General features: G+C 65.4%; 22 protein-coding genes. 7 read left to right on the forward strand and 15 right to left on the reverse strand.

Annotated elements, in window-relative coordinates; all coding sequences use genetic code 11:
* Positions 1 to 25 precede the first annotated feature (25 nt).
* Positions 26 to 1,828 (reverse strand): IlvD/Edd family dehydratase, encoded by a 1,803-nt coding sequence (locus tag GGQ64_RS17075; RefSeq protein ID WP_183806522.1) that lies wholly within the window; start codon positions 1,826 to 1,828, stop codon positions 26 to 28.
* A gap of 260 nt (positions 1,829 to 2,088) precedes the next feature.
* Between GGQ64_RS17075 and GGQ64_RS17080 the strand changes: the two genes are divergently transcribed.
* The 3 genes from GGQ64_RS17080 (at position 2,089) to GGQ64_RS17090 (ending at position 5,930) form a co-directional block, all read left to right on the forward strand.
* Complete coding sequence (locus GGQ64_RS17080; protein ID WP_183806523.1) at positions 2,089 to 2,997, forward strand: DMT family transporter; 909 nt, start codon at positions 2,089 to 2,091, stop codon at positions 2,995 to 2,997.
* Positions 2,998 to 3,153: 156 nt separating this feature from the next.
* The gene (locus tag GGQ64_RS17085; RefSeq protein ID WP_183806524.1) at positions 3,154 to 4,545 is read left to right on the forward strand and encodes an aspartate aminotransferase family protein; all 1,392 of its coding nucleotides are present in this window, start codon (positions 3,154 to 3,156) and stop codon (positions 4,543 to 4,545) included.
* Complete coding sequence (locus GGQ64_RS17090; protein WP_183806525.1) at positions 4,542 to 5,930, forward strand: glutamine synthetase family protein; 1,389 nt, start codon at positions 4,542 to 4,544, stop codon at positions 5,928 to 5,930. Before GGQ64_RS17085 ends, GGQ64_RS17090 begins: the two co-directional genes overlap by 4 nt.
* A gap of 54 nt (positions 5,931 to 5,984) precedes the next feature.
* Here the strand turns inward: GGQ64_RS17090 and GGQ64_RS17095 are convergent, their stop codons facing one another.
* From GGQ64_RS17095 to GGQ64_RS17105, 3 genes are all read right to left on the reverse strand, one after another.
* Positions 5,985 to 6,470 (reverse strand): nuclear transport factor 2 family protein, encoded by a 486-nt coding sequence (locus GGQ64_RS17095; RefSeq protein WP_183806526.1) that lies wholly within the window; start codon positions 6,468 to 6,470, stop codon positions 5,985 to 5,987.
* Between the two features lie 150 nt (positions 6,471 to 6,620).
* Positions 6,621 to 7,763 (reverse strand): alpha-hydroxy acid oxidase, encoded by a 1,143-nt coding sequence (locus tag GGQ64_RS17100; protein WP_183806527.1) that lies wholly within the window; start codon positions 7,761 to 7,763, stop codon positions 6,621 to 6,623.
* 66 nt (positions 7,764 to 7,829) lie between these two features.
* Positions 7,830 to 9,107 (reverse strand): L-fuconate dehydratase, encoded by a 1,278-nt coding sequence (locus GGQ64_RS17105; RefSeq protein WP_183806528.1) that lies wholly within the window; start codon positions 9,105 to 9,107, stop codon positions 7,830 to 7,832.
* A gap of 203 nt (positions 9,108 to 9,310) precedes the next feature.
* Here GGQ64_RS17105 and GGQ64_RS17110 point away from each other — a divergent pair, with 203 nt between their 5' ends.
* On the forward strand, positions 9,311 to 10,147 hold the full coding sequence (locus GGQ64_RS17110; protein ID WP_183806529.1) for an amidohydrolase family protein: 837 nt from the start codon (positions 9,311 to 9,313) through the stop codon (positions 10,145 to 10,147).
* 60 nt (positions 10,148 to 10,207) lie between these two features.
* Here GGQ64_RS17110 and GGQ64_RS17115 read toward each other — a convergent pair whose 3' ends face one another.
* From GGQ64_RS17115 to GGQ64_RS17165, 11 genes are all read right to left on the reverse strand, one after another.
* On the reverse strand, positions 10,208 to 10,381 hold the full coding sequence (locus GGQ64_RS17115) for a hypothetical protein (protein WP_183806530.1): 174 nt from the start codon (positions 10,379 to 10,381) through the stop codon (positions 10,208 to 10,210).
* Positions 10,382 to 10,622: 241 nt separating this feature from the next.
* Complete coding sequence (locus GGQ64_RS17120; protein ID WP_183806531.1) at positions 10,623 to 11,810, reverse strand: saccharopine dehydrogenase family protein; 1,188 nt, start codon at positions 11,808 to 11,810, stop codon at positions 10,623 to 10,625.
* Positions 11,811 to 12,057: 247 nt separating this feature from the next.
* A complete protein-coding gene (locus GGQ64_RS17125) occupies positions 12,058 to 13,563 on the reverse strand; it encodes an aldehyde dehydrogenase family protein (protein ID WP_183806532.1) in 1,506 nt (501 codons plus the stop codon).
* 144 nt (positions 13,564 to 13,707) lie between these two features.
* Positions 13,708 to 14,055 carry a cupin domain-containing protein gene (locus GGQ64_RS17130; RefSeq protein WP_183806533.1) on the reverse strand — a complete coding sequence of 116 codons (348 nt, stop codon included), beginning with the start codon at positions 14,053 to 14,055 and terminating at the stop codon, positions 13,708 to 13,710.
* 21 nt (positions 14,056 to 14,076) lie between these two features.
* Positions 14,077 to 14,424, reverse strand: a complete 348-nt coding sequence (locus GGQ64_RS17135) for a cupin domain-containing protein (protein ID WP_183806534.1) — start codon at positions 14,422 to 14,424, stop codon at positions 14,077 to 14,079.
* Between the two features lie 9 nt (positions 14,425 to 14,433).
* Positions 14,434 to 14,796 carry a cupin domain-containing protein gene (locus tag GGQ64_RS17140; protein WP_183806535.1) on the reverse strand — a complete coding sequence of 121 codons (363 nt, stop codon included), beginning with the start codon at positions 14,794 to 14,796 and terminating at the stop codon, positions 14,434 to 14,436.
* A gap of 159 nt (positions 14,797 to 14,955) precedes the next feature.
* The gene (locus tag GGQ64_RS17145; protein ID WP_183806536.1) at positions 14,956 to 16,248 is read right to left on the reverse strand and encodes a nucleotide disphospho-sugar-binding domain-containing protein; all 1,293 of its coding nucleotides are present in this window, start codon (positions 16,246 to 16,248) and stop codon (positions 14,956 to 14,958) included.
* Between the two features lie 185 nt (positions 16,249 to 16,433).
* Positions 16,434 to 17,489: an ABC transporter ATP-binding protein gene (locus GGQ64_RS17150; protein ID WP_183806537.1), complete on the reverse strand. Its 1,056-nt coding sequence runs from the start codon at positions 17,487 to 17,489 to the stop codon at positions 16,434 to 16,436.
* An 8-nt stretch (positions 17,490 to 17,497) separates the two neighbouring features.
* A complete protein-coding gene (locus tag GGQ64_RS17155; RefSeq protein ID WP_246422739.1) occupies positions 17,498 to 18,346 on the reverse strand; it encodes an ABC transporter permease in 849 nt (282 codons plus the stop codon).
* Positions 18,343 to 19,149: an ABC transporter permease gene (locus GGQ64_RS17160; RefSeq protein ID WP_183806843.1), complete on the reverse strand. Its 807-nt coding sequence runs from the start codon at positions 19,147 to 19,149 to the stop codon at positions 18,343 to 18,345. The genes GGQ64_RS17155 and GGQ64_RS17160 overlap by 4 nt, the downstream gene beginning before the upstream one ends.
* Before the next feature lie 174 nt (positions 19,150 to 19,323).
* A complete protein-coding gene (locus tag GGQ64_RS17165) occupies positions 19,324 to 20,382 on the reverse strand; it encodes an extracellular solute-binding protein (RefSeq protein ID WP_183806538.1) in 1,059 nt (352 codons plus the stop codon).
* Positions 20,383 to 20,600: 218 nt separating this feature from the next.
* On the opposite strand from GGQ64_RS17165, the gene GGQ64_RS17170 reads away from it, so the two are divergent.
* From GGQ64_RS17170 to GGQ64_RS17180, 3 genes are read left to right on the forward strand one after another with little or no spacing between them, the layout of a single operon-like run.
* Positions 20,601 to 21,533 carry a GntR family transcriptional regulator gene (locus GGQ64_RS17170; RefSeq protein ID WP_183806539.1) on the forward strand — a complete coding sequence of 311 codons (933 nt, stop codon included), beginning with the start codon at positions 20,601 to 20,603 and terminating at the stop codon, positions 21,531 to 21,533.
* Positions 21,534 to 21,538: 5 nt separating this feature from the next.
* Positions 21,539 to 22,834 carry a nucleotide disphospho-sugar-binding domain-containing protein gene (locus GGQ64_RS17175; RefSeq protein WP_183806540.1) on the forward strand — a complete coding sequence of 432 codons (1,296 nt, stop codon included), beginning with the start codon at positions 21,539 to 21,541 and terminating at the stop codon, positions 22,832 to 22,834.
* 57 nt (positions 22,835 to 22,891) lie between these two features.
* The gene (locus GGQ64_RS17180) at positions 22,892 to 24,370 is read left to right on the forward strand and encodes an aldehyde dehydrogenase family protein (RefSeq protein WP_183806541.1); all 1,479 of its coding nucleotides are present in this window, start codon (positions 22,892 to 22,894) and stop codon (positions 24,368 to 24,370) included.
* Positions 24,371 to 24,383 lie beyond the last annotated feature (13 nt).

The raw sequence follows: 24,383 nt of genomic DNA on the forward strand, positions 1-24,383 counted from the left end.
CGAGGAAACGCTTTCCGGCTCTGCCTCAGTGATTATGCCGCGGGGGCGTCACGGCGATCTTCCGGAAATCGGCCGCCCCTTCGATCACGGCGCCGTCGGAAAGCTGGGTAACCGTCTTCCGGTAGAGCCGCTGCCAGGGCGTCGCGTCGGCCGGGACGGGCGGAATGCCGTCGCTGCGGCGCCGGTCGATCTCCGCCTCTTCCACCAGCATGTCGCAGCGGCCCTTCGTCAGGTCGATGCGGATCGTGTCGCCGGTCCGCAGCCATGCCAGCCCGCCGCCGGCCGCACTTTCCGGCGAGGCATTGAGGATGGAGGGGCTGTCGGCCGTCCCCGACTGCCGGCCATCGCCGATCGTCGGTAGGCTGGTGATGCCGCGCTTCAGCAGATGATCCGGCGGCTGCATGTTGACCACCTCCGCCGAGCCCGGCCAGCCGAGCGGGCCGGCGCCGCGGATGACGAGAATGCAGCGTTCGTCGATGTCGAGCGCAGGATCGTTGATGCGCCGGTGATAGTCCTCGGAGCCGTCGAACACGATCGCCCGGCCCTCGAACACGCCTTCCCGGCCCGGCTCGCTCAGGTAGCGCTGCCGGAATTCATCCGAGATCACGCTGGTCTTCATGATGGCGAAGTCGAACAGGTTGCCCTTCAGCACCAGGAACCCCGCTCGCTCCTTCAGCGGGCGGTCGAAGGGCCGGATCACCTCGCGGTCGGTCGCATGCCGGCCTTCGAGGTTCTGGCCGATGCTGCTGCCGGTGACGGTGCGACAGCTGCCGTCGAGCTTGCCGGCGTCGAGCAACTCGCGCATGATCGCCGGCACGCCGCCGGCGCGGTGGAAGCGTTCGCCCAGGAAGCGGCCGGCCGGCTGCACATCAGCCAGCAGCGGAATGTCGTAGCCGTGCTCCTGCCAGTCCTCGGGGAAAAGCTCGACGCCGGCATGCTTCGCCATGGCCGCCAGATGCGGCTGCGCGTTGGTAGAGCCGCCGATGGCGGAATTGACGCGGACGGCATTCAGGAAAGCCTCGCGGGTCAGGATATCGGAGGGGCGGATGTCCTCGAGCACCAGCTCGACGGCACGCCGGCCGGTGCGATAGGCCATCTGGCCGCGCTCGCGATAGGCCGCGGGAATGGCGGCACAGCCCGTCAGCGACAATCCGAGCGCCTCGGCGAGCGCGTTCATCGTCGACGCCGTACCCATGGTATTGCAGTGGCCGATCGACGGCGCCGAATCCATCACTGCATCGACGAATTCCACGGCGTCGATCTCGCCTGCCGCATATTTCCGGCGCGAACGCCACAGCACGGTGCCCGAACCGACGAGGTCGCCCTCATGCCAGCCGTCGAGCATCGGCCCGCCGGACAGCACGATCGCCGGGATGTCGACCGTGGAGGCTGCCATGATCGCCGACGGCGTGGTCTTGTCGCAGCCCGTCGTCAGCACGACGCCGTCGAGCGGGTAGCCATACAGGATCTCTACGAGGCCGAGATAGGCGAGGTTGCGGTCGAGCGCGGCCGTCGGTCGCTTGCAGTTTTCGAAGATTGGATGGGTGGGAAACTCGATCGGAATCCCGCCGGCGTCGCGGATGCCGTCGCGCACGCGCTTGGCCAGGTCGACATGGTGGCGGTTGCACGGCGTGAGATCGCTACCGCTCTGGGCGATGCCGATGACCGGCTTGCCGGAGCGGAGCTCCTCCGGCGTGATGCCCTGGTTCATGAAGCGCTCGAGATAGAGCGCCGTCATGTCGATATGGTCGGGATTGTCGAACCAATCCTGCGAGCGCAGCCGGCGACCGGCCCCGTTGTTTCCTGTCGCCCCGTTGTTTCCTGTCATTGTCTCTTCCCTGTCATCCGGCGCGCGATGCGGTTCGCGCCTCGTCCTCGAAACCGAACATTTCATTGCTTTACGACCGGATCAACGGCGCACGCCACTCTTTTCAACATCGGCGGCGGCCATGCTTCATGCGCCGCCCTGATGGAGTCATCAGATATGCTGACTGGATTGCCGCGCCGAAATGTGGGACAGGCGATAATCCCATTCTCGCTGCGGGCAGGTCCATGCCGGCGTGGCGCCAAACCTGCCGGACCTCGACCATGACGGACATCACAGCCCCCTCCCCGTCTCTCGCTGGCGGAACACGCCTTGGCGTCGCGCTGATGCTGCTCGGCATGGTGATGTTCACCCTGAACGACGTGCTCGGCAAATGGCTCGTCGCGACCTATTCGGCCCAGCAGGTCATGCTGATCCGCAGCCTTGCGGCCCTTCTCGTGCTGCTGCCCTTCTTCTGGCGCCATGGCTGGCAGCGGATCATCCGGGTAGAGCGGCCGCGCCTGCAGGTGCTGCGCGCCCTGCTTGCCGCTGTGGAGGCGACCGCCTTCTACTTTGCCGTCGCCTACATGCCGCTCGCCGATACCATGACCTACTGGCTGGCCGCGCCGATCTATATCGCAGCACTTTCGCCTATGATGCTCGGCGAGCATGTCGGCTGGCGGCGCTGGACGGCGATCCTGATCGGCTTTGCCGGCGTGGTCATAGCGCTGGAACCATCGGCCGCGAGCTTCGCCCTGCCTGCCCTGATCGCGCTCGGCGGCAGCGTCGCCTATTCCTTCGCCATCATCTTCAGCCGCTCGCTGCGGGCGACGCCGGACACGACGCTGGTCTTCTGGCAGATGGCGGCCGCCGTGATCGTCTCGCTCATCGGCATCGCTGTCCATCCGGAGAACTGGACGCCGGTGCCGCCGCTCGACCTGGGCCTGCTCGGCCTGCTTGGCGTCGTCGCGATGAGCGCGCACATGCTGGTGAACCGGTCGCTGAAGCTCGCCGACGCAGCGACGGTGGTGCCGCTGCAATATACGCTGCTGATATGGGCGGTGCTTTTCGGATGGATGTTCTTCGGCGACGTGCCGCGCCCGGCGATGATGGTGGGCGCCGGCTGCATCGTCGCCTCCGGCCTGTTCATCTTCTTCCGCGAACAGAAGCTCGCCCGCGCCGCCAGGCGCTGAAAACCGGCGCCGCCCTCCGCAATGATCCGCTGCAGCTTCGCGAGTCTGGCTCATTGACCGGTGAGATCACAACTCAATATAAGTGATCACATTGGCGTGGCTGGACCGCAGGGATGCGCAACCGGCTCGGGGGATGGACTTGGCGGGGTGTGCATCATGTTGACCAAGGGTTCGGAAATAGGGACGGCGGGGCTCGAGGCCCGCGCAGCGGCATTGCTGGAGACGGAACGCACCGTTTTCGAACGCCGGCGGCCGCTGGCTGCAGCCGTCCATGCCGCGGCGGGCCCCGGCTTCTTCGACGGCGTGCCGCAGCACTGGATGCTCGACTGGCCCTCGCCCTTTCCGCCCATCATCGAGACCGCCACCGGCGTCACGCTGACCGATATCGACGGCAACCGCGTCACCGATCTCTGCCTCGGCGATACCGGGGCGATGTTCGGGCACGGGCCGGAGCCCGTCCTGCGCGCGCTCGCCAATGCCGGCACGCGCGGGCTGACCACGATGCTCCCCTCTTCGGATGCGCAGGCCGTGGGCCGCCTGCTCGCCGAACGCTTCGGCCTGCCGCGCTGGCAGCTGGCTGCGACGGCGAGCGACGCCAACCGCTTCGCCATCCGCATCGCCCGCGCCGTGACTGGCCGGGCCCAGCTGCTGGTCTTCGACGGCTGCTACCACGGCGCGGTCGACGACACGCTTGTCGATCTGGTGGACGGACGAACGGTGGCGCGCCGCAACCTGCTGGGCCAGGTGCGCGATCCCGGCGATCTGACCGTCTCCGTTCCCTTCAACGACGAGGACGCCCTTGCAGTGGCACTCGCGGGAGGCGACATCGCCTGCGTTCTCGCTGAGCCGGTGATGACCAATTGCGGCATGATCCTGCCCGACCCGGGCTTCCATGCGACGCTGCGGCGGCTGACGCGCGCGGCCGGCACGTTGCTCCTGATCGACGAGACGCACACGATCTCCAGCGGTCCCGGCGGCTACACGCGCCTGCACGGACTGGAGCCGGACCTGATGGTGATGGGCAAGCCGATCGGAGGCGGAATCCCCGTCAGCGTCTGGGGCATGACGGAGGCGATTTCCGATCGCCTGCGCGCCGTCCGCAGCCGGCAGAGCGGCCACGGGCACTCCGGCATCGGCACGACGCTTTCGGGCAGCGCCATCCAGCTCGCCTGCCTGCGCGCCTGCCTCGAGGAGGTGATGACCGACGAGGCCTATCGCCTCATGAACGCCCGGGCCGACCGGATCGAGGCCGGGTTCGAGGCGGCGATCGTCGAGAACGACCTGGACTGGACGGTGTCGCGCGTCGGGGCGCGGCTCGAGATCGTGTTCTCGCCGCGACCCGTGCGCAATGCACAGGAGGCCCGCGAAGCAGCGTCCGACACGGTCGAGCAGGCGCTGCATCTTTCCATGCTCAATCTCGGCTATCTCCTGACCCCGTTCCACAATATGGTCCTCGTCAGCCCGGCGCTTTCGACCGATCAAGCCGACGGGCTGGTCGCGGCATTTGCCAACGTGCTTGCAAGGCTGACCGGGAAGGAACACGCATGACGAGGGATACTGCCGCCCGTCCGCAAGGCGTGGCCGACATCGCGGAGGCCGAGGCGTTCCTGGCAGCCCACCCGGAGATCGGCGCCTTCGATCTGGTCCTGATCGACATCAACGGCATTGCCCGGGGCAAGATCATCCGCCGCCACGAACTCCTGCCGATCTTCCGCTCCGGCCGCCATCTGCCGGGATCGATCCTCGGCCTGGACGTCTGCGGCGAGGACGTGGAGGAGACGGGCCTCGTCTGGTCCGACGGCGATGCCGATCGCCGTGCCTGGCCCGTGTCCGACTCGCTGGTGCCCCTGCCCTGGACGGATCCGCCGCGCGGCGAGGTCCGGCTCGCGCTCTATGAGCTCGACGGAACGCCGATGGCCGCAGATCCGAGGCATGCGCTGGCCCGGCGCGACGCCATGCTGAAGGCCGAGGGCTTCCATCCGGTGCTCGCATACGAGCTCGAGTTCTACCTGCTCGACCGGGAACGGGATGCGGCCGGCAACTTCCAGCCGCTGCGGCTGCCGCTGACTGGCGAACGACCGGAGGGCATCCAGGTCTACGGTGTCAGCGAACTCGATCGCCTGGAGCCGTTCATCGACGCCGTCTACAGCGCCGCCGAGGCCCAGGGACTGCCCGTCGAGACGATGATTTCGGAATATGCGCAGGGGCAGTTCGAGCTGACGCTGCACCACGGCAAGGCTCTGCGCGCGGCGGACGACCTCGTCATGCTCAAGCGCCTGCTGCGCGCCATCGCGGTCCGCCACGGCATGTTGGCCTGCTTCATGGCCAAGCCCTTCGCCGGCCGCGCCGGCTCGGGCATGCATGTTCATGCGAGCCTCACAGACGAGGCCGGCGAGAACCTTTTTGCCGATCGCGGCGGCGAGCTTTCGCCGTTGCTTACGCAGGCGGTGGCCGGGCTGCTCGAGACGATGGAGGAATCCATGCTCGTCTTTGCGCCCCACCTCAACTCCTGGCGCCGGTTCTCGGCGCAGAGCTATGCGCCGACGACCCCGACCTGGGGCACCAACAACCGTTCGGTCGCCGTGCGAATTCCGGCTGGATCCGGTGCCGGCCGCCATCTGGAGCAACGCGCCGCCGGCATCGACGCCAATCCCTATCTCGTCGGCGCCACCGTGCTTGCGGCCATGCAACGGGGAATCGCTGCAAAGGTCGACCCCGGCCCGCAAACGACCGCCTATGCCGAAGGCCGGGACGACCAGCTTCAACCCGACTGGCGCAGCGCTATCCAGACGGCGGCGGCGTCCGCCTTCCTCAAGGAGGCACTCGGAGAACGCATGCATTTCGTTCTCCTTGCGCTGAAACGCGCCGAATACCGCCGCTTCGCGACCGAGATCACCGCCCTGGAGCGTGCGATCTACGGCGAAGTCGTCTGAGGCGCTGTCTTCGGCGCGGGGAAGATCTTGCAGCCGCAGGCCGCCGCTCGCCGATCACGGAGCGGCCGGCCGCTCCTCCGCAAGCGGATCGACCGGCATGGCCGAGACGCCGGTCCAGATGCCGGACGGCTTGACGAAGCCGACCATTTCAGCCGCCATCAGCGTATCCACGAATTCCGTGTACTCGATGATGCGGCCGTCCTCGAAGGTCAGCTTGTCCAGCATTTCGGTATCGATGAAGACATCCTTCGGGATGAAGCGGATCGGCCCGCTGCGGTGAACCAGTACCGTGTCCCCGTCCACATGGACGCTCTCGACCTCCATGTCCGACAGGTCCCAGGCCGCCATCAGATCGCCGAACCGGGCCCGGATCTCCGTTTCGCCTTCCACCATATGGGTCAGGGGGCCGAGCCTGTAGCTGCCGGTGATCCGAAAGCTGGCTCTTGGATCGACACAATTCATGATCGCGTCGATGTCGTTGTCGTTGCGCGCCCTGTAGAACGCGCGGACAGTCCTTTCGAGTTCTCTGCGATCCGTCATGGATGCTTCCCTCCGTTAGAACGCAGGGAGTTTGCGCCGCTTTGGCCGCCCGGGCAATTCGGAATGCCCCATCCAAAAGTATTAGCTTAACCTAATATTAATCGATGGAGCGATTCCGGACGGACGGCCTAATGTCCGCACCAAGGCCAATCAACTTCCCTGATGCAGGTTGCGGCGCGACAGGTTGCGCACATCCCGCTCGCCGCAAAGCGCCATGGTGATGTCGAGCTCCTTGCGGATGATATCCAGCGCCCGCGTCACCCCGGACTTGCCGCCGGCGCCGAGCCCGTAGAGGAACGGCCGGCCGATATAGGTGCCCTTGGCGCCGTAGCACAGCGCCTTCAGCACGTCCTGTCCCGAACGGATGCCGCCGTCGAGATGAACTTCGACATGGCCGCCGACGGCGTCGACGATGCGCGGCAGCATGCTGATCGAGGACGGAGCGCCGTCGAGTTGCCGGCCGCCATGGTTGGAGACGATGATCGCATCCGCTCCCGTCGAGACCGCCATGCGCGCATCCTCCTCGTCGAGGATGCCCTTCAGGATCAGCTTTCCGCCCCAACGTTCCTTGATCCAGGCGACGTCGGCCCAGGAGAGCTGCGGGTCGAACTGCTCGGACGTCCAGACCGACAGCGAGGACAGGTCGGTGACGCTCTTGGAGTGGCCGACGATGTTGCCGAACGTGCGCCGCTTCGTGCCCAGCATCCGCATGCACCACATCGGCCGCGTGGCCATCTGCCAGACATGCTTGGGCGTGAATTTCGGCGGTGCCGACAGGCCGTTGCGGATGTCCTTGTGGCGCTGGCCCAGAATCTGCAGATCGAGCGTCAGCACGAGCGCGGAGCATTTCGCCGCCTTGGCGCGGTCGATCAGGTTCAGCACGAAGTCGCGGTCCTGCATCACGTAGAGCTGGAACCAGAACGGCTTGGTCGTGACCGAGGCGACATCCTCGATCGAGCAGATGCTCATCGTGGAAAGCGTGAACGGGATCCCGAATTCCTCGGCCGCCTGAGCCGCCAGCATCTCGCCGTTTGCGTGCTGCATTCCGGTCAGCCCGGTGGGAGCCAGCGCCACCGGCATCGACACCTTCTCGCCGATCATCGTGGTTTCCAGCGAACGGTTCGTCATGTCGACGAGCACGCGCTGGCGCAGCTTGATCTTGCGGAAGTCCTCTTCGTTCGCCTGGTAGGTGCCCTCGGTGTAGGCGCCTGAATCGGCATAGTCGAAGAACATCTTCGGCACGCGCCGCTTCGCGCGCGCCTTGAGGTCGTCAATCGTCAGGATCTGGCTCAACTCTTCCCCCTACATGCGGAAGGGCGGCACACCTGTCGGTGCCGCCCCGAATGCGACGATCACCTTTTAGGGTCGGAACGTGAATTCGGCAATCGATTCCGGCTTCATTTCGATCGAGAAGCCGGCGCGCGACGGCGGCATGTAGGCGGCGTCGACAATGACGCAGGGATCGACGAAATGCTCGTGCAGATGATCGACATACTCGATCACCCTGCCCTCCTTCGTACCGGACACGGCGACATAGTCGATCATCGACAGATGCTGGACGTATTCGCAAAGCCCTACGCCACCGGCATGCGGCCAGACCGGCAGACCGTATTTCGCCGCGACCAGCAGCACCGACAGCACCTCGTTCAGCCCGCCCATGCGGCAGCTGTCGATCTGGACGATGTCGATCGCGCCTTCCGCGATGAACTGCTTGAACATGATGCGGTTCTGGCACATCTCGCCGGTCGCGACCTTCACCGGCTCGATCGCCTGGCGGATCTTGCGGTGGCCGGCGATATCGTCCGGGCTGGTCGGCTCCTCGATGAAGTAGGGATTGGCGAAGGCGAGCTTGTTGACCCAGTCGATCGCCTGGTCGACTTCCCAGACCTGGTTGGCGTCGATCATCAGGTAACGATCCGGACCGATGACCTCGCGCGCGATCGTCAGCCGGCGGATATCGTCGTCGAGGTCGCGGCCGACCTTCATCTTGACATGGTCGAACCCCGCTTCGACCGCTTCCTGGCAGAGCCGCCGCAGCTTCTCCTCCGGATAGCCGAGCCAGCCGGCCGACGTCGTGTAGCAGGCATAGCCCTCGCGTTTCAGGGTTTCGATCCGTTCCGTCTTGCCCGCCTCTGCCTTCTTCAGGATGGTGATCGCCTCGTCCCTGGTCAGGACGTCCGTCAGGTAGCGGAAGTCGACGATATCGGCGATCTCTTCCGCAGAAAGCTCGCTGACGAGCTGCCAGACCGGCTTGTTCGCCTGCCGGGCCAGCAGATCCCAGACGGCGTTGACGACGGCGCCGGTCGCCAGATGCATCGCGCCCTTGTCGGGACCGATCCAGCGCAACTGGCTGTCACCGGTCAGATGGCGCCAGTACTTGCCCGGCGCCTTGCGGACCTCGTCCAGATCCGTGCCGACGACGAGATGCTCCATCGCCCTGATCGCCATGCAGCAGATGTCGTTGCCGCGGCCGATGGTGAAGGTCAGGCCATGGCCGCTGACGCCTGGCTCGTCGGTATCGAGGATGACATAGGCCGCCGAATAGTCCGGATCCGGGTTCATCGCATCCGAGCCGTCCAGGCTCTTGGACGTGGGAAACCGCAGGTCGAACACGCGCATGCCGGTGATGCGGGTCATCATTTCCTCCCATGACGCGGCGGCCGCGACACCAGGCTTGTTTGTCGCGGCAACGCTTGAATTCTTCAAATTGTACTTTATACATAAAGGACACATTTCGCCGCTGTCAACAAACGATACGGAGGGTCGGACGGCGGCCTTGCCCGGTATCGGCGCCGTGTGACAGCATGCCGGCCGAGCGCGGCAATTCGAGGGAGGACGCCATGTTCATCGACACCCACCTGCACCTGATCGACCAGTCGCGCCTGGCCTATCCCTGGCTTTCAGGCGCCGGCGACCTGAACCGCGATTTCACCTATCCCGAATATGCCCAGGAGGCGAAGCGCCTCGGCATCGAGGCGGCACTGCACATGGAGGTGGACGTGGCCACTTCGGACATCGAGGTCGAGACGGAGATGGTCCGCAGCCTCGCCGCCACGCAGGGGGACCTGATCGCCGGCGTCATCGCCGCCTGCCGGCCGGAGGAAATCGGCTTTGCGGCCTATCTGGAAAAGTGCGAGGCCGATCCTTTCGTGAAGGGCTTCCGGCGCGTTCTCCACGTGGTCCCCGACGACATTTCCGAACAGGCGCTGTTTCGCGACAATCTCAAGCGGATGGCCGGGAGCCGGCTGACCTTCGACATCTGCATGCTGGCCCGCCAGCAGCCGCTTGCGCTGGCGCTGATCGACAGCGCTCCGGGCGTCCGTTTCGTCCTCGACCATTGCGGTGTGCCCGATATCGTCTCCGGCGCACTCGACACTTGGAAGCGCGGGATCGTCGAGATCGCGCGACGGCCGAACGTCATTGCCAAGGTCTCCGGCGTCGTCGCCTATGCGGACCCGCAGAGCTGGACGGTCGAAACCATCCGCCCCTATGTCGAGCATATCGTCTCGAGCTTCGGCTGGGATCGCGTGGTCTGGGGGAGCGACTGGCCGGTCTGCACGAAGGGCGGTGGTCTTTCCACCTGGGTGGCGGCGACCCAAGCCATTTTCGGCCCGTGCTCGCAGGACGAACGGGAAAAACTCTACCGCGCCAACGCCAGGAGAACCTGGAACCTCTGAGGCCAAGCCTCTATCATCCCTTACGGGCGGGTGAGAAAAATGGGAGCGCGTCGAAGACGATCAGTGGCCGATCAGTCCGAGGACCAGTGCGACGACGAAGAGGAAGGCCGCGCCCGCGACCACATTGCAGACAATGCCGTCGAGGGCCCAGCGCCGGACGGGCGCTGCACGTGGGGCACGCGGTTCGCGCTTGTGGCCGAAGTCCGCCTTGCCGAAAGCATCCACGTTGCTCATCGTCGTCATCCTTCCTCTGGACGTCCGGCTGCGCCATCGGCGCAAACCAGCCATCGAGCCGGGCAGTCGATGCCCGTGGAAGACGATTATAGAGAATGTCTATAAGAATGATAGGGTTTATTTTTCTCTTTTCCGCCACAATCATGAACGGGCGTTTTCAGTGCTTCGACGATTGCGAAAAAGGCTTGTCGCATCAGGGCGATCCGCAGATCGCCCTCGATACTCCTGCTCCCTGCCCGCCTCAGGAAACCGTCTTCGATATCCTGAACTTCCTCTTCTCGAGCTCGGGGAAGTAGGTCGAAGCGTCGAAATAGCTCTCCGGCGCATAGACCCCCGGCCTCTTCGCTTCCTTGAGGATCAGTTGCGCAGCGATCGAGGCGTTCATCGACGTGCAGGCGTCGACATAGGGCGCATACATCGGATCGGGCGAGACGACGACCTCCACGCGCACCGTGCAGGGCTTGCCGTCCTTGCGGCCCTGCCCGATGGCAAAATGGATCTCGTGGCTCTCCTGTGCCGGGATGCTGTCGGCGTTCTTCCTGATATTGCGTTCGATGACCTTGTTGAGCACGTCGAGCGGCTTGACGCTGACGCCGCCGATCTCGATCGGCGCGTCAAAATCGCCAAACCCTGCCTTCACCAGGCCGACCCAGGCCTCGTGCTCGCGGTGCGGCAGGTGCAGCTTCCAAGAGAATTCCTTGATCCCCTTATCCCGGATACCGTCGGCAAGCGGAACCGTCAGTTGCTCGGAATGGGGCGAATGCATGAACTCGCAACGGCCCCACGGCTCCGGCAGCTCCAGGAACTCGCGCCCGCTCATCGGTGGGCATTCGACATGCCTGCCGCCATAGAACTGCGTGCTCGGATGAGCGTATTCCGCCAGCACCGTCGAAACGGAGTAGGGCGGAACCAGCACCGGGTTCTCCTCGCCCGCAAGCTCGGCCGCCCAGTAGAGATTGATCCTGTCGATCTCGTCCAGTTCGTCGGCAACTGCCCTGCAGATCACGTTCGACATGCCGGGATCCGAACCGGCGCCGAGGACGGCGGTGACGCCGGCCGCCTTGAAGCGCTCGTGCTCGGCGATCTGCTTGACCGTGTAGGTGCCGAGCCCGCCGAGATCCATGTAGGCAACCCTTGCAGCCAGCGCCGCCTCGAAGATCGTCATCTGGAAGCCCAGCAGCGTCGGCACGCAGTTGATGCAGATGTCGGCGCCGGAAATGGCTTGCGAAAGCGCTGCCGCATCGGTGACGTTCAGGTCGACGAGCTCGATGCGAGCATCGCCGAGCTCGGTCGCCAACGCCTCCATCTTTTCCCGCGACGCGTCGCACAGACGGATCTTCGCGATGTCGATGATGGCGCGGTCGGAAAGCAGGTCGCGGACAATGCCCGCGCCCATGTAGCCGGCGCCGCCGAGGATGGTGATGATCATGGTGCGTGTTCCTATGTCAGTTTGTTCAATCATTTCATCGCGACGGGCGGCCGCGACCTGCGGGATGCCCCATTTCTCGACGCCGAGTGGGGCAAGGCGGTGCCGCAGGTCTCTTCTCCCCGCCGGGGAGAAGTGCCGGAGCGAAGCGAGGCGATGAGGGGGCGGCTTGGGCACGCCCTTTGCGCTTCGCCCCCCTCATCCGGCCCTTCGGGCCACCTTCTCCCCGGTGGGGAGAAGGGACACCATTTCACACATGCTTGCGTCCCTCCGCCTCGTAGAACCACGCGTCCGGATAGGGATACCACCAGTCCTGGATGGCCGGCTTGTGGTCGATGATGACCATCTTGGAACGGCGGAATGCGTCCAGGCCGAGCCGGGAGAGCTCGCGGCCGAGGCCGGATTTCTTCCAGCCGCCGAAGGGGAGCGCGTCGTTGTCGATCAGCGGGTTGTTGACCCAGACCATGCCCGCCTCCAGCCGGTCGGCAGCCTCCATCGCCTCTTCCAGCGAGGTGGTGAACACGGAGGCACCGAGGCCGAACTCGCTGTCGTTGGCCCGTTCGATCGCCTCGTCGAAATCCTTCACTTTCATGATGGCGGCGACGGGGCCGAAGCATTCCTCCCGCATGACCGCCATGTCGGGCGTGCAGCCGGTCAGGATCGTCGGCTCGTAGAACCAGCCGACCGGCTCGTTCTCGGGGATCCGGCCGCCGATCACAACCGTTGCCCCCTTGGCCTTCGCATCGTCCACGAGCCGTATGACCTTGGCGCGCGCGGCCTCCGACACGAGCGGGCCGATCTCCGCCTTCGACAGGCCGTTGCCGATCCGCAGCCGCCTCGTCTGTGCGACGAACCGTTCCACGAAGGCGTCGTGCACGTCCTCGGCGACGAAAAAGCGCTCGGCCGAGGTGCAGACCTGGCCCGACATGTGGAACGCGGCCGTCACCGCACCGGCGGCGGCCACGTCGAGCGGTGCGTTGGCGGTGACGATCATCGGGTCCGATCCGCCCGCCTCGATCACCGCCGGCTTCATCTGGCCGGCCGCGGCCATCGCCACCGCCCTGCCGGCCGCGACCGAGCCGGTGAAGGCCACGGCATGCGTCTTCGGCGAGGCGACCAGCGCCTCTCCGAGCTCGACCCCGCCCGGCAGGCAGGCGACGAGACCGGCCGGCAGCGCCTCGAGCACGGCCATGAATTCGAGCGTAGAGAGCGTGGTCGCCGGCGCTGGCTTGATGATGCAGCCGTTGCCGGAGGCAAGCGACGCGGCGACCGTCCAGCACATCAAGAGAATCGGAAAGTTGAACGGCATGATGTGGACGCTCAGGCCCAGCGGTTCGTAGCGCGCATGTTGGAAGGAGCCTGCCTGCGTCGTGCCGGCAACCTTGCCCGCCTCGTCGCGCGCCATCTCGGCAAAGTAACGGAACGCCCCGGCGCAGTTGGCTACCTCGCCGATCGCCTCCGGATAGGGCTTTCCCATCTCCCGCGACATCAGCTCCGCACAGCGGCGCATGTCGGTCGCCTCGATCCGGTTGGCGATCCGGTGCAGCATCGTCGCCCGTGACTTGGCGTCGAGCCGCTTCCAGCCGCGCTGGGCAATGGTCGCCGCATCGAGCACCGCGTCCATCTCGTCGAGCGTGGTGTTCGCGAACCGGCCGACCTCGATCAGCCGCGCCGGATCGATCACCGGATGATGCGCACCACGCGCCGGCACATAGTCCGGATGCCGGTAGTAGACGGGTTCGGCGGGGTTGAACATGGCTGTTGTCCTTCAATATGCAGCAGTAGACGGAGTGTGGCGGCGCCCCCTCACCCTGCCCTCTCCCCGGTGGGGAGAGGAGGGCCGGAGCGCAGCGAGGCGATGAGGGGGCGATACCCGCACCGCCCGACGGCGCCCCGCCCCTCACCGGATCATGTAAACCTTCTTGATGGTCTCATGGACGGTGCATTCGCCCTTCCAGTCCTTGGGGAAGAAGGCGGCCGTGTCGGGGGTGATCTCGATCACCTCGCCGCTCTCGTGCACGTAGGTGCTGCGGCCTTCCAGGAAATGACAGAACTCGTCGCGGGTGACGTGGCAGAACCATTTGCCCGGGGTGCAGACCCACAAGCCGCACTCCGACTGTCCGTCCGGTCCCTTGTGGATCAGCTTGCCGGAAACATGGCTCTCGCCCTCGATCATCGTCGGGATGACGCCCCAGTCGACGAGGTCCGTCTGTTCCAGCGGCTTCTTAAGAAACGGAGTGATCGGCATGATGGTGCTTCCTTTTGACTGTCAGTCGCCGCGGCTCATGAAGGCCTTGGTCAGTGTTTCCGTGATGATCGACCTGCCGGTCCAGCCGGCGGGAAAGAAGACGACGGCGCCGGCAAAGACCGGGATCTCCTCACCGCTCTCGTGGACATAGGCGCCCTTGCCGCCGAGAAAATAGCAGAACTCGTCGCTGGCGATCGTGATCTTGCGCGTGCCCGGCGTGCACGACCAGATGCCGCATTCGCTCGTGCCGTCCGCGTTGACGGAAAGCACCTTGCCGCTCATGTGCGGGCTGCCTTGCGTGGCCGTCGCACTCGGGCCCCAGTCCTCCAGCGCAACGGCCGCGGCATCCGCCCAATAGGGTGTGGTCATCGTCTCACCTCAAACCAGCATGTAGATGTTGCGCATCGTCTCGATGACGGTGCATTCGCCGCTCCAGCCGCCCGGGAACATCACGACGGTGCCCGCCTCGACCTCGATCACCTCGCCGTCGTCGGAGCGGTAGACCGCCCTTCCCGCAACGAAATGACAGAATTCGTCGCGCGGGATCGACAGCCGCCAACGGCCGGGCGTGCAGACCCAGATGCCGCTTTCCGGCTGGTTGCCCGGCCCCTTGAACACAAGCCGGCCCGAGGAATGGGACTGGCCCTCGACGCTGTCGGGCTGGCTGCCCCAGTCGACGAGGTCGGCAAACGTGGTCGCGCCGTGGATGTGGGGGGCGGAGGAATTGGTGGTGTCGGTCATAATTTCGATCCTCCTGCCCGGGACGCCCCCTCATCCGGCCCTTCGGGCCACCTTCTCCCAGCTGGGGAGAAGAGGGAGATGCCCGCGATGTTTCCGGCCTCCTCTCCCCAGCGGGGAGAGGTCCGCCGAGCAAAGCGGAGGCGGGGTGAGGGGGTTTTCTCAACCATTGAACGCCCCCGTCCTCACCAGTTCGTCCAGGATGCCTGCCGCCTTCTTCGGGCCGTTGCGCGCCTGCATGTGGGCGCTGGTAGCGGCGAGTTTCGTCTTCATGGTCGGATTGTTGACACAGGCTTCGAGCTTGGCTGCGAGGTCGGCATCGGTCCAGTCGTAGCGCGGCATCTTGAAGCCGTGGCCGGTCTCGTCGACGCGGGTGGCGTTGTCGTGGCCGTCCCAGACATAGGGCATGATGATCGCCGGCTTGCCGAAATAGAGGCACTCGGTGAACGAGTTATTGCCGCCGTGATGGATGACGGCGTCCACCTGCGGGATGACAGAGGGCTGCGGGAACCAGCTGTCGACGATGACGTTGCCCGGCAGGTTCTCGTACTGGTCCTTGTAGTCGCCGACATTGACGAGCGCCCGATAGGGCAGCTTGCCGATCGTCTCGATCAGCCGCTTCAGAAGGTCCGTGTCCCCTGCGCCCAGCGAGCCGAAGGAGACGTAGAGCAGCGGCTTGTCGTTGTTGGTCGCAAAGGCGGGCACCTCGTAGGGCTTCTCCTTGCGCACGCAGCCTTCGAGATATTGGAACTGCGCCGGCGCCAGCGGGTGCTCGCGCTCGAACTTCACCGGCTCCGGATAGAGCAGCAGGTTCATGAACGGCGAGGCCTCGAAGAACTGGCCGATCGGATAGACCTCTTCGCCGTTCTCAGACAGGAACCCGTTGAAATCGTCATGGATCGGCTTGATCACCGCGTTGAACCGATCGCGGTAAGCCTGGTGGCCCGCATAGTCCTTCTCGCCGCAGCCGGAAAGATGCGGCGGGATCTTCGGGTCCTCGATCTCGTTTTCCGAGCACGAGATGATCCGCACCCAGGGCGTGCCGAACTGCTTGATCGCGGGGAACAGGATGACGTTGTCGACGCAGATCAGGTCCGGCTTGATCCTGGCCAGCACGCCGGGCAGGTCCTTCTGCGCCCACTTGGCGCTATCGACGATCGCCGTCCAGCAATCCTTGACGTAGTTGTCGACCTGGTCGATCGGGGATTTGCGGAAGTTCGGAATATGGCCGTTGATGAAATCTTCCCAGAACTTCGCCATCTGCTCGGCCGGCATCGGTTCGGAGAGGTTCACCGGATGCGCCTCGAAGCCATAGCCCTCGTAGACCGAGACAAAGCCCGGATCAGAGAGGAACACGGCCTTGTGGCCGAGCGCCTCGACGGCCTGGGCGATGCCGACCGAGTTCAGCGCCGGCCCGAAGGCTGCTTCCGGAAAGAATGCGATGGTCTTGGACATGCTGTTCCCCTGTTATCTGGTCTTCATGGTGTGGCGCATAGGCCGCTGCCCCTCATCCGGCTGCCGCCACCTTCTCCCCGCGAGCGGGGAGAAGGGACTTGCCGCACCGTTTCTGTTCCCTCTCCCCGCCTGCGGGGAGAGGGTTAGGGTGAGGGGCAATCGCTGAAACGAGACGCGCAAACCGTTCACGCCGCACCTCTCGCAAACAGTCGGCAACGGGCCGGGTCGATCTTGAGGCTGAGCGCTTCACCGGTCCGATAGGCGGTCTCGCCGCTGGCCGGCACGCGCACCTGCAGGGGCGCATGCGAAGCGGCGGTCTGCACATGAAGCACCCGGTCGAGGCCGTGATAGGCGATGTCGGCGACCGTTCCGGAAAGCCGCTCGCCGGGCGGGCCGATGGCGACATTTTCCGGCCGCACCGCAAGCGTCGCCGGCCCCGGCTTCGCATCGACCAGCGCCAGCCTCAGGCCCTCCGCCTCGAAGACGCCGTCCGACACCGTGCCGTCGATGAAGTTCATCACGCCGATGAAATTGGCAACGAAGCGGTCGGCGGGCGCCTCGTAGATGTCCTCGGGCGAGCCGCACTGGAGCAGCCTGCCATCCTTCAGGATCGCCATGCGGTCGGCCATGACCAGGGCTTCCTCCTGGTCGTGCGTGACGATGATGAAGGTGATGCCCGCCTCGTGTTGCATGCGCTTCAATTCGAGCTGCATCTTCTCGCGCAGCTTCTTGTCGAGCGCGCCGAGCGGTTCGTCCAGCAACAGCACCTTCGGCCGCTTGACCAGCGCACGCGCGAGCGCCACGCGCTGCTTCTGTCCGCCGGAGAGCTGGTCGGGCTTGCGGTCGGCAAAGGCGGTGAGATCGGTCATTGCCAGCGTCTCGTCGACCCGTCGGCGAACTTCGGTTTTTGCCAGCCGCTCCATCTCCAGCCCGTAGGACAGGTTCTGGCGAACCGACATGTGCGGAAAGAGCGCGTAGGATTGGAACATCAGGTTGAGCGGCCGCTTCTCCGGCGGCAGCGGCGAGATGTCCTTGCCGTCCAGCAGGATCCGGCCGGCGCTCGGCGTCTCGAAGCCCGCCAGCATCCGCAGCAGCGTGGTCTTGCCGCAGCCCGAGGGGCCGAGCAGCGCGAAGAACTCGTTCTCGCGCACGTCGATCGAGATGCCATCGACGGCGACCACCGGGCCAAAGCTCTTGGCAACGCTCTCGATCCGAAGGATGGGGGGAGTCTCTGCGTCCATCGGGGCGTTCATCGGACCTGTTCTTTGTTGAGCCATTGCGAGATCATCAGGGCGGTGGCGCTCACACCCATGACGATGGTGGCGAGCGCATTGACCTCGGGCGTGATGCCGAAGCGGATCATCGAATAGATCTGCATCGGCAGGGTGATCGACGAGCGGCCGGCGCCTGCGGTGAAGAAGGCGATGATGAATTCGTCCACCGACAGCGTGAAGGCGAGCAGCGCGCCAGCGACGATCGCCGGTAGCAGCACCGGGAAGGTGATGCGCCAGAAGGTCGTCCAGCCGGACGCGCCGAGATCGCGCGAGGCTTCCACGATCGAATAGTCGAAATTCTTCAGCCTTGCCCGCACCACCGAGCAGACGAAGGCGAGGTCGAAGACCACGTGGCTGACGACGATCGTGTGCAGCCCCATCGTCAGGTTCAGCCGCGAGAACAGCGACAGCAGCGCCACGGCAAGCACGATGTCGGGAATCACCATCGGCGCGAAGGCCAACGCCTCCAGACCGTTGCTCTTGCGCCGCCGTGTCTCCATGCCAAGCGCCAGAAGCGTGCCGAGCACGGTGGAGATCAGCGTGGCGAAGACGGCGACGACCAGCGTGTTCCAGGCCGCGCGCAGGATATCGCCGTTGCCGGCCAGCGCGACATACCAGCGGGTGGAAAAGCCCGACCACGAGGTCGGCAGGCCGCTGTCGTTGAAGGACAGAAGCACGAGGACGGCGATCGGCAGATAGAGGAAGCCGAAGACGACAAGCAGCACGATCCGACCCGGGAGCTTGCGGCGGAACGCGCCCGGCACCGCAGCGCCGACCGCCGGTGGCGCGGCCGTCATCGCGTCGATTGTCGCCTGTCCGCTCATGCCGCCTCTCCCCTGCGCTCGCCGCTGGCATGCGAGGTGGCGCGCGCCTGGACGAGGAGAAGCACGATCATCGTGGCGATCAGCGCCATGCCCAGCGCTGCGCCGAACGGCCAGTCGTTGGCGGTGAGGAACTGGTCATAGACAAGGTTGCCGACCATCTGGAAGCGGCCGCCGCCGAGCAACGCCGGCGTGACGAAGTTGCCGATCGACAGCACGAAGACGAACACGCCGCCGGCGGCAACCCCCGGCAGGGTCAGGGGCAGCGTCACGCGGAAGAAGGTGCGGATCGGACCGGCGCCAAGATCGCGCGAGGCCTCCATCAGTTCCGGGTTCAACCGCGACAGCGTCGAATAGATCGCCAGGATCACGAAGGGCAGATAGTTGTAGACCAGGCCGATGATGACGGCGCTCTCCGTATAGAGCAGCGACAGGGGCTCGCCGGTGTAGCCCATGGCCCGCAGCAGGTTGTTGATCAGGCCCTCCCGGTTCAGGAGCACGATCCAGGCATAGGTCCGGATCAGGTAGTTGCTCCAGAACGGCAGCACGGCGAAGAACAGGAGGATCGGCTGGCGCATGCGCGGCGCCCGCGCGATCGCATAGGCGGCCGGATAGGCGATCAGGATCGCAATCAGCGTTGTCGTCAACGCGATCCGGGCGGAATTCAGGAAGATCCTCGCATAGAGCGGATCGGCAACGCGGGCGAAGTTCTCCAGCGTGAACGTATAGTCGATCCCGCCCCACGTGCCGCGCTGGAAGAAGGCATACGAAAGCACCAGCAGGCACGGCACGACCATGAAGGCCATGAGCCAGGCGACGCCGGGGGCGGCGAGCAGGTTCGGTCTGGTGGCATTGAAGGACACGTCTAATTCGGCCTTGCTGCTGTCTGGAGAGAAGGCGACGCTGCCGCGCCGGCTCGGTCGACGGAGGCTGCCGGCGGCGGCCCCTCTCCCCGCTTGCAGGGAGAGGGGCGAAGACGGCTAGTTCGCGGCCTTGATCTCGCTGACGGCACGCGAATAGTCCTTCTGCGCCGGGCCGAGGTCGCGCAGAAGCTCGTATTTGGCAAGTTCGGCCGGCGGCATCTTCATGTTCGGGTACTGCTCGCCGAGCGCGGCCGGCAGGCTTTCCATGGCGGCCTTGTTTGGCACCTTGTAGAGAATGTTCTCCGCTGCCCAGGCGTGGTTCTTCGCATCCAGGATGAAGTCGATGAACTTCATCGCGTTCGCCTTGTTCTCCGAACCCTTCAGGACGACCATCGTGTCGACCCAGAGGTCGGAACCTTCCTTCGGCACGACGAACTTGATGTCCTTGTTCTCGGCGATGCCGTAGTTGCACCAGCCGTCCCAGGCATGCACCAGCGACGCCTCGCCGGAGACGAGCTTGGCATAGAAGGTCGTGTCGTCATAGGCGAGCAGCGTCTTCTTCGCCTCGATCAGCAGGTCTCGGGCCTCGTTGATCTTGGCCGGATCGGCCTCGTTGACGGAAGATCCCTTGGCGAGAAGGCCTGCGGCCATCAGCCAGCGGTCGGTCGCCAGCATGGTCGTCTTGCCCTTGATGTCGTCGGCGGGCTGAAGCAGGCTCATCCAGCTGTCGGGCGTGCCGCTGACCTTGTCCGAGCGGTAGCAAAGGCCGGTCGTGCCCCAGGTGTAGGGGACCGAGTACGCATTGCCCGGATCGTAGGCGAGCGCTGCGGCTTCCGGATAAAGATTGGCGAGGTTGGGAATCGCGGCCTTGTCCAGCGGTTCGACCAGGCCCTGCGCGTTCAGGACTTCTGCAAACGGCGAGGAGACGAAGACGATGTCGTAGCCCTTGCCACCGCTCGCCATGAGCTTGCCCATGATCTCTTCGTTGGTCGCGTGGTTGACCACCTCGATCTCCAGGCCGGTCGCCGCCTTGAAGCTCTCGGCGATGTCCTTCGCCATGTAGCCGTCCCAGTTGGAGATGACGAGGTCCGCGGCCGATGCCGTCCCCGCGGTCAGGCTTGCGGCAATGACAGCCGCGGCCGCGCGCAATGCGCCCGTTCCGTTTCTCGCTTTCACGAAAAAACTCCCTTGTTTGATTTGTTCCTGGCCTCTGTGATGCAGCCCGCCGGTTGATCCGAACTCTTTGCCGCGTCTCTTGGCAGTATTAATTATAAAATAAATACGTCAATAGGGATTCGGCTGAAATCGCCGCGTGCAGAAATTCGTCGTTGCGAGGCTTGCGAAACGGCGGCGCAACGGGCAGCATGCGCGGCAATGGAGGCCCGTTTGAGCGCATGATTCCGGAACCGAAGCGCCCCAGCTATCGCCATGTCGAACTGGCGCAAAAAATACTGGATATCGCCGGCGAACGCGGAATTTCGCCGGGCGACCGGCTGGCCGAACAGGCGCTGGCGTCTCTCTGCAACGTCTCCAGAACCCCAATCCGCAAGGCGCTTCAAGTGCTTGCCGAGCGCGGCCTGGTCACGACCGAGGCCGAAGGCGGCTATCTGCTCGCCGTCGACCCCGCAGCAACAGCAAGGCTCGACGATACCTCGGACGGCGATGGCGAAAGCGAGATCCATGCGGCGATCCTGCGCGACCTCGCCGCTGGCCGCATTGCCGAGACGCAGACGGTCGCCTCGCTCCAGCGCCGATACCAGGTCTCGCGGCAGACGGTACAAAATGCGCTGATGAAACTGGCGGAAGAGAACGTCGCCGAACGCGGCGCGGGGCAGCAGTGGCTGCTGAAGCAGTTTGCCGTCAGCGGCGATGCGGTCGCGCGCAGCTACGAATTCCGCCTTGCGACCGAACCGCTCGCGCTCACCCTTCCCGACTTCCGCCGCGACCTGCCGGCGCTGGTCGCACTGCGCCAGTCGATGCTGATCCTGAAGGGCATGAGCGAGGCGACCTTCGATCGCAAGCTGTTCGAGCGCACCGATTTCGACTTCCATACGCTGATCGCGAAGGGCTGCAGCAACCCGTTCATGGCCGAGGCCCTGGTGAACCATCATCGCCGTCGCCGCGCGATCCCGCCTGCGGGCCATGTCGCGGTGTTCCGTCTGATGCAGTCCAATCTGGAGCACCTGCAGATCGTCGAGCAGATCGAGCGCGGGCAGATGGAGCTTGCGGCCGATCTCATGCGGGTCCACCTGCAGCTTTCCCGCCAGCAGCGGCCCCGGCTCGCCGGCCGCGGCGTGCCGCCCGCCTTCAAACTCGTGTCGCGTTGAACCCCATGGCAGCGCCGAGCACGATAGCCCTCTTTCCCGAAGCGAGTTTCGGCGCGGCGCTGAATTGCGTGGGCATCGCCCAGGAACTGCGGCGGCTCGGCGCGCGACCGGTGTTTATCTGTCATCCGGGTTTCTCCGGCGTTTTTTCCGAGTGCGGCTTTCCCGAATACCAGCTCGCCGACGACGCCTCCGGGCCGCCGACCGACTGGAACGATTTCATCGAGCGCCACCAGGACGCTTTCCGGCAGTCCCCGTTCGAACAGCTGGAAAGCTATGTCGGCCCGACTTGGGACGCGATCGTGGACACGGCGATCCGTGTCGAGGAGCCGTTACGCCAGTTGCTTTCGCGGCTGAAGCCGGATGCGATCGTGCTCGACAACGTCGTCATGTTCCCGGCGATCGCCAATGCCGGCGTGCCGTGGATCCGCGTCGTTTCCTGCGCGGAGACGGAAGTGCCGGACGAAAACGTGCCGCCCTATCTCTCCGGCTGCGGCGGGTCGCCGGGCCCCGGCTGGCAGAAATTCGAGAGAGCCTACGAGCGGGTTACGGGGCCGGCCTATCGGCGCTTTTCCGCCTTCCTCGCCGAGTGCGGGTTGAAACCGCCGGAGACCTCGAATTTTCTCTCCGCCTCGCCGTGGCTGAACCTGCTGCTGGCGCCGGAGATCATTCGCCACCGGCGGCAGGCCCCGCTCGACCCGCAGACGTTCGTCTTTCTCGACGGATGCGTGCGCCACGAGGCGCCCTATGAGCCGCCGCGGTTTGCCAGCCACAACGACGCGCCACTGGTGCTGACGAGCTTCGGCTCGCTCGGGGCAATGGACGTAGTGATGATGACGCGAATGATCGAGGTGTTTTCCACCCTGCCCTGCCGCTTCCTCGTCAATGCCGGCCACTGGCGCGACGCGTACCGCGAGGTGCCGGACAACGTCTTCATCGACAGCTGGTTTCCCCAGCCCTCGGTCGTCGCGCAGGCGAGCCTGTTCATCCATCACGGCGGCAACAACTCCTTTTGCGAGGCCCTCTATTTCGGCGTGCCCTCGCTCGTCATGCCCTACTGCTGGGACGGGCACGACAACGCCACCCGCGCGACTGAGGCCGGCGTCGGCCGGAAACTCGATCGCTACGGCTGGAGCGACGGCGGGCTCGCCGCCGCCATCACCGATCTCGTCGCCGACAAGGCGATGGCGGGACGATTGAAGGCCAATGCTAAGACGATGCAGGCGGCGGCCGGTGCGACCCGGGCCGCAGAGGAGATCCTGAAGGTGGCGGGGGCCCCGTCCATCGGGGCGCGGGCATCCTGACCGGGAAGGTGGCGCCGGCACCGGCGCAAGACGGAACAAACGCAGGTGGGAACGAGCATGCGCGACAAGCTTTTCATCGACGGACAATGGGCTGCCCCTGCCGAGGGCGGGACCTTCCCGGTCATCGACCCGGCAACGGAAGAGACGATCTTCCAGGCGCCGGCCGGCACAGCCCGGGACATAGACCACGCGGTCCGAGCCGCCCGCCACGCCTTTGATCACGGCCCCTGGCCGAGGCTCTCCGGCAAGGAGCGCGCCGGCTGCCTGCGCCGCATCGCCGACATCATCCTGGCCCGCAAGGAAGAGCTCGCCCGTCTGGAAGTGCGCGACAACGGCAAGCCGCTGCCGGAGGCGATCTGGGACATGGAGGACACCGCCGGCTGCTTCAATTTCTATGCGGGACTGGCCGAGGAGATGGACGAGCATCCCGAAGAGACGATCGTGCTCACCGAACCGCGCTTCTCGTCGAAGGTGGTGCGGGAGCCGGTCGGCGTCGCCGGCGCCATCATTCCGTGGAACTATCCCCTGCTGATGGCGTCGTGGAAGGTGGCGCCAGCGCTCGCCGCAGGCTGCACCATGGTGCTCAAGCCCTCGGAACTGACGCCGCTGACCGCGCTGGAGCTGGGCGCGATCGTCGAAGAGGCCGGCCTGCCGGCAGGCGTGCTCAACATCGTCACCGGCCTCGGCGCCGATGCCGGCCAGCCGCTCTCCGAGCATTCCGGCGTCGACAAGCTCGCCTTCACCGGCTCCGTGCCGACGGGCGCGAAGATCATGGCGGCGGCGGCGCGCGACATCAAGAACATCAGCCTGGAGCTCGGCGGCAAGTCGCCCTTCGTCGTCTTCGCCGACAGCGATATCGACAAGGCCGTCGAATGGATCATGTTCGGCATCTTCTGGAACCAGGGCCAGGTCTGCTCGGCGACCTCGCGCGTGCTGGTCGAGGAGAGCCTCTATCCGGCGCTGCTCGAGCGGCTCGTCGAAGAAGCGGCAAGAATCAGGATCGGCAACGGGCTTGCTGACGGTACGTTGCTCGGGCCGCTGGTATCGAAGGGACAATATGACAAGGTGCTGGCAGCGATCGAGCGCGGCAGGCAGGAGGGCGCGACCATTGCCGGCGGCGGCAAGCGTCCGGCCGGGCTGAACACCGGCTATTTCCTCGAGCCGACGATCCTGACCGACATGGCCGAGGACAGCTTCGTCTGGAAGGAAGAGATCTTCGGCCCCGTCGTCTGCGTGAAGCCGTTCCGCGACGAGGAAGACGCGATCCGCATGGCCAACAACAGCCGCTTCGGGCTTGCGGCTGCGGTCATGTCGAAGGACCGTGTCAGATGCGAGCGCGTCGCCCGGGCCTTCCGCGCCGGGATCGTCTGGATCAACTGCTCGCAGCCGACCTTCACCGAGGCCCCGTGGGGCGGCTACAAGCAGTCCGGCATCGGCCGCGAGCTCGGCCGCTGGGGTCTCGCGAACTATCTGGAGACGAAGCAGATCACCGCGTTTGAGAGCGACGAGCCCTGGGGCTGGTACATCAAGAACTGATGCGCGGCCGCGT

The sequence above is a fragment of the Mycoplana azooxidifex genome (genome assembly GCF_014196765.1).
In the GTDB taxonomy this organism is placed as follows: Bacteria; Pseudomonadota; Alphaproteobacteria; order Rhizobiales; family Rhizobiaceae; genus Mycoplana; species Mycoplana azooxidifex.

Bases quoted from the DNA above. Each gene is read 5' to 3' on its own strand.
- GGQ64_RS17075 (WP_183806522.1), bottom strand. From the start codon at position 1,828: ATGACAGGAAACAACGGGGCGACAGGAAACAACGGGGCCGGTCGCCGG.
- GGQ64_RS17080 (WP_183806523.1), top strand. From the start codon at position 2,089: ATGACGGACATCACAGCCCCCTCCCCGTCTCTCGCTGGCGGAACACGC.
- GGQ64_RS17085 (WP_183806524.1), top strand. From the start codon at position 3,154: ATGTTGACCAAGGGTTCGGAAATAGGGACGGCGGGGCTCGAGGCCCGC.
- GGQ64_RS17090 (WP_183806525.1), top strand. From the start codon at position 4,542: ATGACGAGGGATACTGCCGCCCGTCCGCAAGGCGTGGCCGACATCGCG.
- GGQ64_RS17095 (WP_183806526.1), bottom strand. From the start codon at position 6,470: ATGACGGATCGCAGAGAACTCGAAAGGACTGTCCGCGCGTTCTACAGG.
- GGQ64_RS17105 (WP_183806528.1), bottom strand. From the start codon at position 9,107: ATGACCCGCATCACCGGCATGCGCGTGTTCGACCTGCGGTTTCCCACG.
- GGQ64_RS17110 (WP_183806529.1), top strand. From the start codon at position 9,311: ATGTTCATCGACACCCACCTGCACCTGATCGACCAGTCGCGCCTGGCC.
- GGQ64_RS17115 (WP_183806530.1), bottom strand. From the start codon at position 10,381: ATGAGCAACGTGGATGCTTTCGGCAAGGCGGACTTCGGCCACAAGCGC.
- GGQ64_RS17120 (WP_183806531.1), bottom strand. From the start codon at position 11,810: ATGATCATCACCATCCTCGGCGGCGCCGGCTACATGGGCGCGGGCATT.
- GGQ64_RS17125 (WP_183806532.1), bottom strand. From the start codon at position 13,563: ATGTTCAACCCCGCCGAACCCGTCTACTACCGGCATCCGGACTATGTG.
- GGQ64_RS17130 (WP_183806533.1), bottom strand. From the start codon at position 14,055: ATGCCGATCACTCCGTTTCTTAAGAAGCCGCTGGAACAGACGGACCTC.
- GGQ64_RS17135 (WP_183806534.1), bottom strand. From the start codon at position 14,424: ATGACCACACCCTATTGGGCGGATGCCGCGGCCGTTGCGCTGGAGGAC.
- GGQ64_RS17140 (WP_183806535.1), bottom strand. From the start codon at position 14,796: ATGACCGACACCACCAATTCCTCCGCCCCCCACATCCACGGCGCGACC.
- GGQ64_RS17145 (WP_183806536.1), bottom strand. From the start codon at position 16,248: ATGTCCAAGACCATCGCATTCTTTCCGGAAGCAGCCTTCGGGCCGGCG.
- GGQ64_RS17150 (WP_183806537.1), bottom strand. From the start codon at position 17,489: ATGGACGCAGAGACTCCCCCCATCCTTCGGATCGAGAGCGTTGCCAAG.
- GGQ64_RS17155 (WP_246422739.1), bottom strand. From the start codon at position 18,346: ATGAGCGGACAGGCGACAATCGACGCGATGACGGCCGCGCCACCGGCG.
- GGQ64_RS17160 (WP_183806843.1), bottom strand. From the start codon at position 19,149: ATGGCCTTCATGGTCGTGCCGTGCCTGCTGGTGCTTTCGTATGCCTTC.
- GGQ64_RS17170 (WP_183806539.1), top strand. From the start codon at position 20,601: ATGATTCCGGAACCGAAGCGCCCCAGCTATCGCCATGTCGAACTGGCG.
- GGQ64_RS17175 (WP_183806540.1), top strand. From the start codon at position 21,539: ATGGCAGCGCCGAGCACGATAGCCCTCTTTCCCGAAGCGAGTTTCGGC.
- GGQ64_RS17180 (WP_183806541.1), top strand. From the start codon at position 22,892: ATGCGCGACAAGCTTTTCATCGACGGACAATGGGCTGCCCCTGCCGAG.